The sequence below is a fragment of the Arthrobacter sp. PL16 genome (genome assembly GCF_035985055.1).
Classification (GTDB): Bacteria; Actinomycetota; Actinomycetes; order Actinomycetales; family Micrococcaceae; genus Arthrobacter_D; species Arthrobacter_D cheniae.
In genome coordinates this window covers 467,801-480,877 of sequence record NZ_JAXCIC010000001.1, presented here as the reverse complement: position 1 = coordinate 480,877, position 13,077 = coordinate 467,801, and the positions used below count along the sequence as shown (strand labels likewise).

At 67.3% G+C, this 13,077-nt stretch carries 10 protein-coding genes and 2 tRNA genes; 3 read left to right on the top strand and 9 right to left on the bottom strand.

The genetic code is table 11. The annotated features are described in order from the left end of the window. The first annotated feature begins 132 nt into the window (after nucleotides 1-132). The gene (locus RCH21_RS02170) at nucleotides 133-777 is read left to right on the top strand and encodes an MBL fold metallo-hydrolase (protein ID WP_182976872.1); all 645 of its coding nucleotides are present in this window, start codon (nucleotides 133-135) and stop codon (nucleotides 775-777) included. A 15-nt stretch (nucleotides 778-792) separates the two neighbouring features. Here the strand turns inward: RCH21_RS02170 and RCH21_RS02165 are convergent, their stop codons facing one another. The 8 genes from RCH21_RS02165 to RCH21_RS02130 form a co-directional block, all read right to left on the bottom strand. After that, nucleotides 793-2,748 (bottom strand): GTPase, encoded by a 1,956-nt coding sequence (locus RCH21_RS02165; protein ID WP_326963012.1) that lies wholly within the window; start codon nucleotides 2,746-2,748, stop codon nucleotides 793-795. Continuing rightward, on the bottom strand, nucleotides 2,745-4,577 hold the full coding sequence (locus tag RCH21_RS02160; RefSeq protein ID WP_326963011.1) for a dynamin family protein: 1,833 nt from the start codon (nucleotides 4,575-4,577) through the stop codon (nucleotides 2,745-2,747). Before RCH21_RS02160 ends, RCH21_RS02165 begins: the two co-directional genes overlap by 4 nt. Before the next feature lie 192 nt (nucleotides 4,578-4,769). After that, a tRNA-Glu gene (locus tag RCH21_RS02155) sits at nucleotides 4,770-4,842 on the bottom strand. Between the two features lie 68 nt (nucleotides 4,843-4,910). Further along, nucleotides 4,911-4,982: transfer RNA gene (locus RCH21_RS02150), tRNA-Gln, on the bottom strand. Between the two features lie 69 nt (nucleotides 4,983-5,051). Further along, nucleotides 5,052-5,870 carry an HAD family hydrolase gene (locus RCH21_RS02145; protein ID WP_326963010.1) on the bottom strand — a complete coding sequence of 273 codons (819 nt, stop codon included), beginning with the start codon at nucleotides 5,868-5,870 and terminating at the stop codon, nucleotides 5,052-5,054. 3 nt (nucleotides 5,871-5,873) lie between these two features. After that, complete coding sequence (gene gltX, locus RCH21_RS02140) at nucleotides 5,874-7,382, bottom strand: glutamate--tRNA ligase (protein WP_326963009.1); 1,509 nt, start codon at nucleotides 7,380-7,382, stop codon at nucleotides 5,874-5,876. 74 nt (nucleotides 7,383-7,456) lie between these two features. Next, nucleotides 7,457-8,230, bottom strand: a complete 774-nt coding sequence (locus RCH21_RS02135; RefSeq protein ID WP_326963008.1) for a fumarylacetoacetate hydrolase family protein — start codon at nucleotides 8,228-8,230, stop codon at nucleotides 7,457-7,459. Between the two features lie 184 nt (nucleotides 8,231-8,414). Next, nucleotides 8,415-8,555 carry a hypothetical protein gene (locus tag RCH21_RS02130; RefSeq protein WP_326963007.1) on the bottom strand — a complete coding sequence of 47 codons (141 nt, stop codon included), beginning with the start codon at nucleotides 8,553-8,555 and terminating at the stop codon, nucleotides 8,415-8,417. 211 nt (nucleotides 8,556-8,766) lie between these two features. On the opposite strand from RCH21_RS02130, the gene RCH21_RS02125 reads away from it, so the two are divergent. Both RCH21_RS02125 and RCH21_RS02120 read left to right on the top strand, forming a co-directional pair. After that, entirely contained in the window at nucleotides 8,767-9,807 is a 1,041-nt protein-coding gene (locus RCH21_RS02125) for a hypothetical protein (RefSeq protein WP_326963006.1), read from the top strand. Between the two features lie 471 nt (nucleotides 9,808-10,278). Then, nucleotides 10,279-11,853, top strand: coding sequence for a putative bifunctional diguanylate cyclase/phosphodiesterase (locus tag RCH21_RS02120; RefSeq protein WP_326963005.1), 1,575 nt, complete (start codon nucleotides 10,279-10,281; stop codon nucleotides 11,851-11,853). Nucleotides 11,854-11,892: 39 nt separating this feature from the next. Here RCH21_RS02120 and RCH21_RS02115 read toward each other — a convergent pair whose 3' ends face one another. Next, complete coding sequence (locus RCH21_RS02115) at nucleotides 11,893-12,999, bottom strand: branched-chain amino acid aminotransferase (RefSeq protein WP_326963004.1); 1,107 nt, start codon at nucleotides 12,997-12,999, stop codon at nucleotides 11,893-11,895. Between the last annotated feature and the right edge of the window lie 78 nt (nucleotides 13,000-13,077).

The following is a 13,077-nucleotide window of genomic DNA, read 5'->3' as shown; positions in this document are numbered from 1 at the left end:
GCTTGGGCCATCCCGGCATGTCCGTCGCCTGCCCGGGCTACACGGCATGGGCGACCGCCCCGAGGCGGAACCGGCCGATCACACGACCCTACAATGGCCAGAAAAGCACCCGCCGCCAGAAGAAGGACAGTCATGCGCCTGATCGCCCAGGATTGCTACAGCCTCGAACAGCAGAAGGGGTCGCACGGTTTCGTCGTCGTCGGCGCCGGTCGGACCGCGGTGATCGATCCCGGGATGTCGTCCGGGTTCGACGGCGTCATCGCCGAGCTGCGCGCCAACGAGACGATCACCGGCCCCATCACCGACATCGTCCTCACGCACTACGATGCCGACCACGCCCAGTCGGCACAGCGTCTCCAGGAAGCGCTGGGGGCCACCGTATGGATCGGCCGGGACGATGCCGATGTCCTGCGCGGCCGAATCATCCCCAAGACCCTCTTCCGCAAGGTCCTGCAGAGGGTGGCGCGCGTGCCGTTTCCCGAGGGCGCGCGGGAACTGACCGGTTCGGGCGAGATCTTCCCGGGCCTCAGGTACTTCCCCACCCCGGGCCATACGCCGGGGCATTATGCGTTCCAGTGGCAGGCCGTGCTGTTCACCGGTGATGCCGCCAAGGTGTCGGCGGACGGCCGGGTCAGCGACTTCTATGCAGTCGTCATCAACGACAAGCCTGTTGCCGCGCGCACGGTCCAGCTCCTTGCGGAGCACATCCGCACCGGGTCCGTGGAGTGGATCTGCTCGGGCCACAATGCGATCGCCCGGACCGGCACGGCCTCCTGACGCAGGCGGACGTGATCAGCCGCGCCCGGAAGCTGCCAGGACGGCCGCGGTGAAGGCGTTGCAGCGCTCGACCTCGTCGGCGACGGGCTGCAGGACGACGTCGTGCGCCACGCCCGAGCAGGCGTCGAGCAGGCGCTTCCGCACGCGTGACGCACGCCGTCCCGCGCCCCATCGCGCGAGCAGGGCGGCCACGACCCCCAGGAGGACTCCCGCGGTCAGGCCGCCGAGGATGAGCAGCGTGGGCACCGGGAAACCTTCGACCCGTGGGACGTCGATGGCGGGAAGTTGCAGGAATCCGAGGACTGCCAGAACTCCGAGCCACGCCAGTCCCGCGACGAGGGCCGCGAAGGCGATCCACTGCAGGACGCCGAAGATGCCCCACCAGGCGCGCCTGCCCGTCTCGAGGTCCGTCCCGGTGACGGCGGTATCTAGGGCATCCGTCAGCTCCCCCGCAGTGTCGCGGGCGGCGTCGCGGATGGACGTGTGCCACGGTTCGACGACGTCGCCTGCCGCCGCATCCCCGAACACCCGCAGCGCGTGATCCACCCTCGCACGCTGGGCGGGTTGGGCGAGCGGGAGCGACGAGCGCCGGAGTTCCGGAGCCATGTCCTGGGACCGCAGGTTGAGCCGCCGCAGCGGATCGGGCCGGAGCCCCGCGAGCCACCGCGTCACGGGCCAGCCCATGGTTGCGTGCGCGTCGCGGCGGTAGGCACTGCGGACGGCGTCCACCACGACGCGGACTCCCGCTGCTGATCCGAGCTCGTCGGCCAGTGCGTCCAGAGCACCCCCGGACGGCATGGCGACGGCGGGGTCCGCCGTGAAGGGCAGCAGCTCGGCTGCTGACCGCGCCGCGTCCGCCACCATCCTCCGCGTCGCCGCGGCCCGGCTCTCCGCGAGCTCCCGGATCTGTCGCGAGAGGTCTCCGACGCCCTGGCCGGTCCTCGCCGACACAGGGAGGACGACGACATTGCGCAGGCCTTCATCGGCGAGGATCGCTTCGAGCGAAGCGGTGACCGCGTCGAGGTCTGTGGTGTCCAACCGGTCGGCCTGGTTCAGGGCTACCAGGGTCACGGCCTCGTGCGTCGCCAGCTCCTGCAGGAAATCGTGGTGGAGCGCTGCGTCAGCGTACTTCTGCGGATCCACCACCCAGAGCAGGACGTCCACCTGCCCGGCGAGCCGGTGGACGATCTCGCGGTGCGCCAGCGTGATCGAATCGAAGTCGGGCAGGTCCAGCAGGATCAGACCTGCAGCGGAGTCGAGCGGTACCGGCACTTTCGACGGGACGGTCGAGGAACGGGTCGTCGACGTCGAACGCCTGCGCCGCCACCTGAAGAGTCCCCACCTCGGCCGGCGCTCGGCCGCATCACCGGCCTGATCGAGGTTCGCGGGCAGGTCGGCGCTGTCGCGGCCGGCCCGATCGGGATTCGCGCTGTCGCGGCTACTGTTCCGGGCGGTCGCCGCGACCAGCACCTCGGCAGGTCCGCGTCCCGCGACGCCCTTCCCAGCCTGTGCCCCATCGATTCGTGCCGGCCCTGCGGGCCCGGTAGGTTCCGCAGCCGGCGCCCCGCCACCTGCCCCGGCCACCAGCAGCGCGCCGTCGGGCAGTTCCACGCGCTGGCGCACATCGAGCCAGTCGAGCAGCTCATCGCTCCCCTGCCGTCGCCACACGAGTGCCAGCGGTTCCGACGTCGTAGGCCTCCGCGCTGCTACCCGAGCCGCATCGGTGCCGCTCAGGGCGTTCACCAGGGAGGACTTTCCGCTGCCGGTGGGTCCGAAGACCCCGACGACGGTGTGGTCACCGGACAGGGACCGGCGGGTTCCCGCACGGTCGAGGGCGCTGTGAAGGCGTTCGAGGTGGTCCTGCGGCAGCCGGTCGACGCCGAGGTCGTGGGCCGTCCGCAGTCGGTCGAGTACCCCCGTGAGGGAAGTTGCCAGCTGTGTCTCCGCGGCAGCGTCCAGGTGTCGGCTCACGCCTCGTCCTCCGCGTCGGAGGGTCGCCCGGCCGGCAATGCCGTGCGCAGCCGGCGGGCGAGCACGCGCAGCGACTCCGCGGGTGTCTGCTGAGCAAGGGGCGCGAGGCAGACCTCGTAGGGCGCACGCTCGTGGCGGAAAAGCCCTTCGACACGCTCCGACAGGTTCGTGCGTGCCGTGGCGGTCAGGCGACGAACGGCGTCATCGCCGAAGACGGCTTCGAGGAGCTTCTGACCCGCGATCGCGGACGCACCGGCGATCCCGATCTCCCCGCCCGTCAATCCCCCGGTCGACGCGAAGACCACCACCATCAGGGCCACGGCGATGCCGTTGACACCGAAGGAGAGCATCCGAGCGGTGAAGCGCTTGTCCGCGCCCTCGGCCTGGACGAGCTGGAGGAGGTCCTGCTGCCAGGCTCGGATCTCACCTGCCACGGCGGCGGAGAAATCATCGGCCCGCCAGGCGGGCACGCCCTGGAGCAACACCGCACCGGCCTGGTCCGAGCGCCACCGTCGCCGCGTCGCCTCATCCGCCCGGGCGGCCTGCTCGACGATGACGGTCTGCAGTCCGCTCCCGATGGCCTCGGCCACGGTGGACGCCGGTGCCGGCCGACCGGTGAAGAACGCGCTCACACGGTCGCGGGCCCAGCCGATCCTCGTCTCGAGTCCCCGCATGAACTCGCCGGTACCGACGAAGTCCTGCCAGCGGGCGAGGACCTCCCCCCGCAGCAGCCTGCCGTCCTCGGTTGCCGCCAGGACATCCGCCAGGGCGTCCCTGTACGCGCCGTCGACTGCGGCTCGCAGCGCGTCCCCGACGGACTGCTCCTGTTCGGCGGCAACGGCTATCGCCTCGATGCGAGCAGCCAGGGCGCGCGTGGCGCCGCGGACGGTGCGTCGGGCGATGTCGCGGCGCCCCTCGGCGTCCGCCGCCAGCGCCTGCAGCCAGCGCATGATCGGTTCGACGACATCGAAGGGCAGCATGCGGGAGGTATCGAGCCGCACCTCGGGGATGACGAAGATCGGAGCGTGGCCGAGATTCTCGGCGGCGAGCAGTGTCAGCAGGTCTCCCCGGATCTCCTCCTCGACACCGGGTGGGACACGGTCGAGGACGACCGCGACCAGCACGTCCCGGCGCCCGGCCTCTGCCAGCAGCTTCCAGGGAACAGCATCCGCATACCGGTTCGCCGTGGTGACGAAGATCCACAGGTCCGCGGCAGCGAGGAGCTGTCCGGCGAGCCTGCGGTTCTCATCGGCGATGGAGTCCACGTCGGGCGCATCGAGCAGGGCGAGGCCCGGCGGCAGCGTCGGCACGGGTCGGAGGAGCAGTGTGTCGGCGCCGGCGGCCTGATGGAGGCCGGACCGCGGTTCCGAGGTCGACGACGGGATCGAAGGGCTCCCGAACGCGGCTGTCCCCGAGGACGCCTCGACGGGTCCGTCATCTCCGGCCAGGCGGACCCGGCTCAGTGTCGGCAGGATGCGGGCGTCGTCGAACCAGGCGCCGTCGTCGGGATGATGCAGCAGGAGAGGCTGTCGCGTGGTGGGCCGGACGGCACCCGCGACGGACACCGACCGTCCCACCAGGGCGTTGACGAGCGTCGATTTCCCTGCACCCGTCGAACCGCCGACGACGGCGACCAGGGGCGCGTCCAGACTGGCCAGACGCGGCAGGATGTAGTCGTTGAGCTGACCGCGCGCCGCCTCGGCGGAGCCGCGCGCCTCGACCGACGTCGGAAGGGCCAGGGGGAACGCAAGGCACTCCAGTGCCCCGCGTACCTCACGCAGCAGCGAAGGAAGCCCGCGGGCCTCGCCGGCGAGGGAAGGTGCGCTCATGGCACCATCATGCCAGCCGGTGTGCCGGCCGGCCGGAGCTTGCCCGAGGACGTCGTTCAGGTATTCTGCCGGGCGCTCGAGACCCGGGCAGACGAACCGGATGCCCTTGCCCGGAGCGGCACCTGGTTAAACAGGACGTCCCGGACATCGTGATGATGTCCGGGACGTCCTGTGTGTCCGTGAGGACCGCTGTGACCCCAGCGGGATTCGAACCCGCGTTACCGCCGTGAGAGGGCAGCGTACTAGGCCGCTATACGATGGGGCCAGTACTTTTTCTTGCTACTTACTGCTTTTTCCTACTTGTGCCATCCCGTCCGTGAGAACCGGAGTGCGCTGGGGTACCAGGACTCGAACCTAGAATGTTGGTACCAGAAACCAGTGTGTTGCCAATTACACCATACCCCAATGGCGCTTTTCGAAGCCCTGATCGTGCTGGGATCCGCTCGCGTAACCGCTCCGCGCCGAGAAATAACTTTACCGGACGGAGGGCAGGAACTGCAAAACGGCTTCCAGCCCGGCGATACGCGGCACTGCCGCCGCATCCTCCACGACTGGTTCACCTGCAGCACCCTGGTATCCCGCAGCCGTCCCCCCGTCCGCAGCCGGGTCAGGGCCCGGCCCGCCGCCCCGGCCTGCCCTGTCCAGCCATACGCCGACCAGCCCGGCGTTCCTCGCCCCGACCGCGTCGATCTCACGGTTGTCGCCTACATAGAGGGTCCTGGCTGGCAGGGTGCCGAGGAGTCGGGCACCCTCCAGGTAGATCGCCGGATCGGGCTTCGCGACGCCGACGGTGTCGATGCCGACCAGGATCCCGATCCGACCCAGTCCGGCGCGATTCAGCTTCGCGCGTTGGTAGTCGTGCACATTGTTGCTCACCGCGCCGTACGGTATGCCCCGCGCGTCGAGGTCGTCCAGCAACGGCCCGACGTCGTCGTAGGCCCGGAAGTGGAGCGGGAGCGTCTGCTCGTATTCGCGCACCCATGCATCGGCCACGTGCCCCAGGAAGGGCTCGGGCGTGAATGCAGCCCTGGCGTGCCGGACACGGTGGACGCGCTGCTCCTCGAAGGTCAGTTCCCCGGCGAGGAAACGGTCGTAGTGCCGTTGCGGGTCGGTGGTGTACATGGCCTTGTAGCGCACCCAGTCGTCGTCGCCGAGGTGGCTCAGCGCCGGATCGGGGATGGACTGGAGGGTGTGCCCCATCGCCTGTTCGAGATCCACGAGCGTGTCGTCGATGTCGAACAGCACCCCGTCGGCCACGATGGCCTCCTGTCCCGCCTGGTCAGCGTCGGACACCCCTCAGTCCACCGTCGCACGCAGGGCGCGTACCCGTGCGATCGAGGCTTCCCGTCCCAGGATCACCATGGATTCGAACAGCGGGGGGGAGATCCTGCGTCCCGAGATCGCGGTGCGGACGGGGCCGAAGGCGACCCTCGGCTTGAGGCCGAGGGTATCGACCAGGGCAAGTCGCAGCGCGGCCTGAAGCGCCTCCGCATCCCAGGCCTCGCAGCCCTCCAGCGCTTCCAGCGTTGCATCCAGGACCTCGGCCAGGTTCTCCGGAAGACCCTTCCGGGCGTCGTCGGCGATGTCGACGGCGTCGTCGGCCTTGAAGAGGAAGCCGAGCATCTCGGGGGCTTCACCGAGGAGTGTGATGCGCTCCTGGATCAACGGCGCGGCCGCCGCGATGACGCGAAGCTCCTCGACCGTCGGTTCTTCGCCGATGACGCCGGCGGCAGCGAGGTAGGGCAGGAGGCGGCTGCGGAACTCTGCGGGGTCGAGCAGCCGGACGTGGGTGCCGTTGATGGCCTCGGCCTTCTTGAGGTCGAACCGGGCGGGGTTGGCCAGGACGTCACGCACGTCGAACTTCTCTACCAGCTGCTCGACCGAGAAGATGTCCTCGTCTGCCGACATGCTCCAGCCGAGGAGCGACAGGTAGTTGAGCAGTCCCTCGCGAATGAAGCCGCGCTCCCGGTGCAGGAACAGGTTGGACTCAGGATCACGCTTGGACAGCTTCTTGTTGCCCTGGCCCATCACGTACGGCAGGTGGCCGAAGAGCGGCATGTATTTCGCGACGCCGATATCGATCAACGCGCGGTACAGCGCCACCTGGCGTGGAGTGGAGGACAGCAGGTCTTCGCCGCGAAGGACATGCGTGATGCCCATGAGCGCGTCGTCGACCGGGTTGACGAGGGTGTAGAGCGGCGCCCCGTTCGCCCGCACGACGGCGAAGTCCGGAACACTGCCCGCGCGGAAGGTGATGTCGCCGCGGACCAGGTCGGTGAAGGTGATGTCCTCGTCGGGCATCAGCAGGCGCAGGACCGCCGGTCTGCCCGCAGCACGGAACGCGTTCTTCTGTTCCTCGGTGAGGGTGCGGTCGTGGTTGTCGTAGCCGAGCTTGACGTCGCGACCGGCCGCCCGATGGCGCTCCTCGACCTCCTCCGGCGTCGAGAAGGACTCGTAGAGATGGCCTGCCTCCGTGAGCCGCGTGATGACATCCCTGTAGAGCTCGCCGCGCTGGGACTGGCGGTAGGGGCCGTGCGGTCCGCCGACTTCCACGCCCTCGTCCCAGTCGATACCCAGCCAGGTCATCGCTTCCAGGAGCTGCAGGTAGCTCTCCTCGCTGTCACGGGCGGCATCCGTGTCCTCGATGCGGAAAATGAGCTTTCCGCCGGTGTGTCGCGCGTAGGCCCAGTTGAACAGCGCGGTCCTGATGAGCCCGACATGCGGCGTGCCCGTTGGTGACGGGCAGAATCTGACCCGGACGGGCGTGGCATCGGTGACGATGGGGAGGTCTGCGGCAGTAGTCATGATGGTCTCAGTCTACGTGGGGCCCCCTGGCCGGGCGCGCCGCCGTCGTGCCTCCGACCCGACGGTGCAACCTCTCAGCGGCGGGCTGGGTTGGACAGCCGTCCGATGCCTTCGATGTCGACATCGAATCGCTGGCCGTCCGTGATCATGCCTACTCCCGCGGGCGTGCCGGTGAGGATGATGTCGCCGGGCAGCAGGGTGAAGGCCTGTGACACGTAGGCCACGAGTTCACGGGCGCCCCAGATCATGTCGCTGGTGGAGCCGTCCTGGCGGAGGTCACCGTCGAGCGTGCCCCGGACGCGGAGGTTCTCGGGGTCGAGGTCGGTCTCGATCCAGGGGCCGATCGGGCAGGACGTATCGAAGCCCTTCGCCCGCGCCCACTGGTCGTCGGTCTTCTGCACATCACGCGCGGTGAGGTCATTGGCGCAGGTGTAGCCGAAGACGACGTCGTCGACCCGCTCCAGCGGGACGTCCTTGCAGATCCGGCCGATGACGACCGCCAGTTCGGCCTCGTAGGAGATCTGGTCGGAGAAGGACGGCAGCATGATGGGGTCACCAGGGCCGACAACCGAGGTGTTGGGCTTGAGGAACATCAACGGCGCAGCCGGAGTCTCACTGCCCATCTCCTGGATGTGGTCGGCGTAGTTCCGTCCGATACCCACGACCTTGCTACGCGGAATGACGGGTGCCAGCAGGCGTACGTCCTCCAGGGCATGACGTACGCCGGTGAGCTGGACGCCGTTGTAGAAGGGGTCACCGTTGATGACAGCGACCTCCTCGCTTCCGGCCGGGCCTTCGACGACGCCGAAGGTAGGGTCATCATTTACGACAAAGCGTGCAATTCGCATGCCGCTAAGAGTAGCCTGAGCCGCTGCATCCGAACGCGGTCGCCGTCGCGGGGCCCGGGTGCCGCTGGACATAAAAAATACCGCGGGCACTCCCTCCCCAGAACGAGGGTGCCCGCGGTATCAGCACTAACTCACGAACTCGCCGGGCAAGATCCTTCAGGACGCCTGCACCGAGCCGGGGTGGTTAGTAAGGCCATCCGTTCACGCGGTCGGTCGAGGAGACGGGGGCCGTGGTTCCGGTCTTGGCGGGAGCTGCATTGGCTACAGCCGCCGTTCCGGAGACGAGGAACACAGAAAGCATGAGTGCGGAAACGAGACGCTTCATTTTGGACATCCTTAAAGTCGGAAACGGTGATGGGTGCGGGTGCTGGTCATTACCATAATGCGCCCTCGAAATCATCGTAAGCCACACCAGTCACTTTGGTAACACTTTTCGCCAGAAAGTTGCGAGTTGAGTCCAAATCGTGTCCTCCCCAGCAATCAGGGCCAATACTGTTCAGGGGCGATAGCCTGACAGTCGATGGCGGGAGGCGACCATGGCACTGCATGACAGTCGCAGCGAGCAGCTCATGATTGAGCTGCAAGCGCGAGATGCTTGGAATCAGCGGGATTATGTGCGCTCGCAGGAATTGGCCGAGCGCGCAGCGAGCGCTGCTGCAGCGTCGAACGACGAGTCGAGCTGGTGGAATGCGACCTTCCTCGTATCGGAAGCCCTGAGGAAGCAGGGGCTGATGCAGGAATCGAGGGACGTTGCGGAGAGGCTCGAGAACCATGCGCTGACGCGCACCTCGAACGCCCTGAGTGCGCGGGTGGCAACGCTGACTTCATTCGCTCTGCAAGGCGCTGGGGACCTCGCCCGGGCGGTCGTAGCGGCACGCGCGGCTGTCCAATTCGCGGAGGTCGAGCCCGGCCAGAAGAGTATCAGGATGGAAGCCCGAAATGCACTGATCGCGGCGCTCGCGGACAGTGATCAACTCGAAGGCGCCTGGCAGGAAAGTCTGATCCTCGCAGAGATGTTGTCCACCGAACCGACCACGCAGTCAACCGGTCTTGGCTACTGGGCCATCGGAAACGTGGCGTTTCTCCTGAAACACATTACCGAGGGGGTGTCGTATCACCAGCTCGCCGCCAAAAGCCTCTCGCCCACCAACGACCTCGATCTGTGGGCGCGCTTCAACAGAGGCTCCGCCCAGTTCCGTCTTGCCGCCGGCGTGGTGGAGCCCGAGACCCTCGAGTGCATCGAACGCGCTGAACTTGCCAGCTCCATCGTCGGGGGCACCGAGCGGGACCGCCTCGAGTTGAAGCTGACGCGCGCGCAGTGGCTCGTCCTCACGGGACAGTTCGAGGCAGCCATCAAACAACTCACGGAAATCATCGACAATAAGCACTTGCTGGCCTCGCATGTCGCCGCCCAGGCCCATTTCCTTCAGGGGCAGGCGTTGGCCGCCTCTACCAGCAACGCAGACGCCCTTGCCGACCTCAGGCTGAGTGAAAAGCTCTTCCTACAGTCAGGTGCTGATGAAAGAGCAACCACTGCCAGGGCTCTCATCGAGACCATTCAGCAGCCACAAAGCTGAATCGGCACAAGCGATTGAAAGTCAAGGGAAATCCGCGGCGATACTCTTGCCCTGATCTCCGCCGCGCCTGACGTAGCGTCTTCTTCAGGCCCCGACCGGGCTGGGCGTTTTCCCCCATTACTCCCACCCCGATCGGGGCTTTTTCCCGCTCGCGTCCTCTGGGCGAAATTGAGGCTATCTTGACGCGCCGACAGGCCTGCGATGAAGCGTCCCGGTGCTAGTGTTTTCCCGTCAGGTAGCCGATGGCGCGATGCTCGCCGTTCATCTGCTGCCGGCTGGGTCAAGCACGCAGGTCCGGATCCAATCCATTCATTCATTCGGCGACGGCTCGGGGGTAGGGCGCCATGACGAGGGCTTCCTCCTGCAGCATCTCCCGCGTAGGGCTTGTCCCCTGGTTGCTCCTTCCGACCGCGGGCGCCGCTGACTCCACCACACCCGGATTCCTGCCATCCGGAATGTACGCTGGAACCGATGAGCGCTGACCAGAAGGACCCCCGGCTCGCCATGCTGGTCGAGAGCATCGTGCGGCTATCGCGGGGAGAACTGAGCAGTCGCATCGAACCCTCCACCGCACGGGACGAGGTTGACGCCGTCATCACCGGTGTGAATCTCCTCGCCGAAGAACTGGAGCAGGTGTACGAGCAGTTCGAGAAGCGCGTGGAGAGCCGCACGGCCATGCTCCGGCAGGCCCACCTGGACATGATGAAGATGGCCATGTCGGACGCCCTCACGGGTCTCGCCAATCGGGTCGCGCTGATGGATGCCATCGAGGAAGCACTCAACCAGGCTGCGAATGGCGCCTTGCCGCCGGCCCTCCTGCTCCTCGACCTCGACAGTTTCAAGAACGTCAATGACCGCTTCGGCCACGATGCCGGTGACCGTGTCCTGCAGGAAGTCGCCCTACGCCTCAACAGCGTCGTTCGGGAGAGCGACGTCGTCGCAAGGCTCGGCGGGGACGAGTTCGCTATCCTCCTTCCGGCCGCCACGATGGATATCGCCATGCAGGTGGCGCGCAGGGCACTCGAGGTCCTCGGACAACAGGTCCGCCTCGACTCGCTCTACGTACACTCCCGCGCCAGTATCGGCGTCCGGCTCGGAACCGCGGAGCAGACGCCGGAAGAACTCCTGCTGGACGCGGACACGGCGATGTACGCCGCAAAACGCGAGGGTCGCAGCATCATCAAGGTCTTCGAGCCCGTCATGCTGTACTCGCGTCAACTGCGCAGCCAGATGGCGACCGAACTGCGTGGCGCCATCAGCGCCGACGAACTGGTCCTGCATTACCAGCCCGTGGTCGAGCTGGCGACGAACCGCATCCTCGGCGTCGAAGTGTTGGTGCGCTGGCAGCACCCGCTGCGAGGACTGATACCGCCCGATACCTTCATTCCGCTCGCCGAGGAAATCGGCGTCATCCACGATCTCGATCGCTGGGTCATGTCGGCGTCCCTCCGGCAGCTCGCCCGGTGGAGACGCGACCTCGATCTCGATGCGGACTTCCAGCTCAGGGTGAACCTGTCAGCGGTCGAGCTCAAGCAGCTGGACCTCGTCGACCACGTCCGAACCCTCCTCCGCGAGCTCGACCTTCCCGCCCAGAACCTGGTGGTGGAAATCACCGAGACCGCGATCGTGACGCGCGGCGAGGTGGAGATGTACTCGCTGCTCAGCCTGCAACAGCTCGGCGTCGGCATCGAGATCGACGATTTCGGTACCGGCTACTCATCGATCAGCTACCTGCGCGAGTTGCCGGTCAGCATGGTCAAGGTGGACCGCTCGCTCTTGGTCGAACTGGACACCAGGGCCGGTCAGCTGGAATTCGTCGCGGCGATCCTTCAACTGATCCGGGCTGCCGGGCTGGAGGCTGTCTTCGAGGGGATCGAGACACGCGAGCAGGCGGACCAGCTGCGCGCCATGGGCTGCGCGAGCGGCCAGGGATACTACTTCAGCCGGCCCCTGCCGGCGGAAGAGGCCGGCGCCCTCCTCGCCTCCACACGGCACCTGCGCGTGGAGGAAGGTATCGACGACCCCGAGGTAGCGCCGTTGCGGTGACCGCGCGGGTCCTCGCGGTGACCGATCAGAGGTGACCGATCAGACCAGGCGCGTCAGCCAGCCGTGCGTGTCCTCGACGGTGCCGGTCTGGATGCCGAGCAGCTGGCTGCGGATCGACATGGTGACCTCCCCCGCCGCAGCATCGGCCATGCCGATGAACTCGTCGCCGTCGCGGAGCTGTCCGATGGGCGTGATGACCGCGGCCGTGCCGCAGGCGAAGACCTCGGTGATCTCGCCACCGGCTACACCGTCACGCCATTCGTCCAGGGTGATCTTCCGCTCGCTGACCTGCAGGCCGCGATCGCGTCCGAGCTGGATGACGGAGGAGCGCGTGACGCCCTCGAGGATGGTTCCGGACAGGGCCGGTGTGACGATCGAGCCGTCCCGGAAGACGAAAAAGACATTCATGCCGCCGAGCTCCTCGACGGCGTTGTCATTGAACTGATCGAGGAAAAGGACCTGCTTGCAGCCGTGGGCCTCGGCCTCGAGCTGGGCAGCGAGCGACGACGCGTAGTTGCCGCCCGCCTTCGCGGCACCCGTGCCGCCACGTCCCGCCCGGGCGTAGTTCCGTGAGACCCAGATGTCGACGGGCTTCACCTCGCCCCCGAAGTAGTTGCCGGCAGGGGATGCGATCACGCGATAGGAGACCTCGCGCGCGGGTCGTACGCCCAGGAATGCCTCCGTGGCAATCATGAAGGGACGCAGGTACAGGCTCTCGCCGTCGCCGGAGGGAATCCAGTCCTGGTCCGCCGCGACGAGCTGACGCAGTGACTCGAGGAACAGTTCCTCCGGGAGCTGCGGCAGGGCCAGGCGCACGGCCGAGCGGTTGAGACGGGCGGCATTGGCGTCCGCGCGGAAGGTCCAGATGGACCCGTCGGCGTGCCGGTAGGCCTTCATTCCCTCGAAGATCTCCTGGCCGTAGTGCAGCACCGCGGCGGCAGGGTCAAGGGCGATGGGGCCGTAGGGCTCCAGTCGGGCGTCGTGCCACCCTCCGACACCGGATGCATCGACGCGGAAGTCGATGATCGTCGTGTGGTCGGTGAAGTAGTTGCCGAACCCGGGGTTGGCCAGGATCGCCTCCCGCTCCGCTGCGGACGCCCGCTGCGTGGACAGGTGCCGGGCAAACCGGGTATCGGTGGCTGTCATGATTCCTCCGCGCTCACGCGGGCTGCTCGTGCGGCAGGGCCGCCGTCGCCCGTCGGTGGTCAGTGCTTCGACACTGGG

Excerpts from the sequence above, each read along its gene's own strand:
- RCH21_RS02125 (WP_326963006.1), top strand. The coding sequence starts at position 8,767 with ATGGCACTGCATGACAGTCGCAGCGAGCAGCTCATGATTGAGCTGCAA.
- RCH21_RS02135 (WP_326963008.1), bottom strand. The coding sequence starts at position 8,230 with ATGCGAATTGCACGCTTTGTCGTAAATGATGACCCTACCTTCGGCGTC.
- gltX (WP_326963009.1), bottom strand. The coding sequence starts at position 7,382 with ATGACTACTGCCGCAGACCTCCCCATCGTCACCGATGCCACGCCCGTC.
- RCH21_RS02170 (WP_182976872.1), top strand. The coding sequence starts at position 133 with ATGCGCCTGATCGCCCAGGATTGCTACAGCCTCGAACAGCAGAAGGGG.
- RCH21_RS02115 (WP_326963004.1), bottom strand. The coding sequence starts at position 12,999 with ATGACAGCCACCGATACCCGGTTTGCCCGGCACCTGTCCACGCAGCGG.
- RCH21_RS02160 (WP_326963011.1), bottom strand. The coding sequence starts at position 4,577 with ATGAGCGCACCTTCCCTCGCCGGCGAGGCCCGCGGGCTTCCTTCGCTG.
- RCH21_RS02120 (WP_326963005.1), top strand. The coding sequence starts at position 10,279 with ATGAGCGCTGACCAGAAGGACCCCCGGCTCGCCATGCTGGTCGAGAGC.
- RCH21_RS02130 (WP_326963007.1), bottom strand. The coding sequence starts at position 8,555 with ATGAAGCGTCTCGTTTCCGCACTCATGCTTTCTGTGTTCCTCGTCTCC.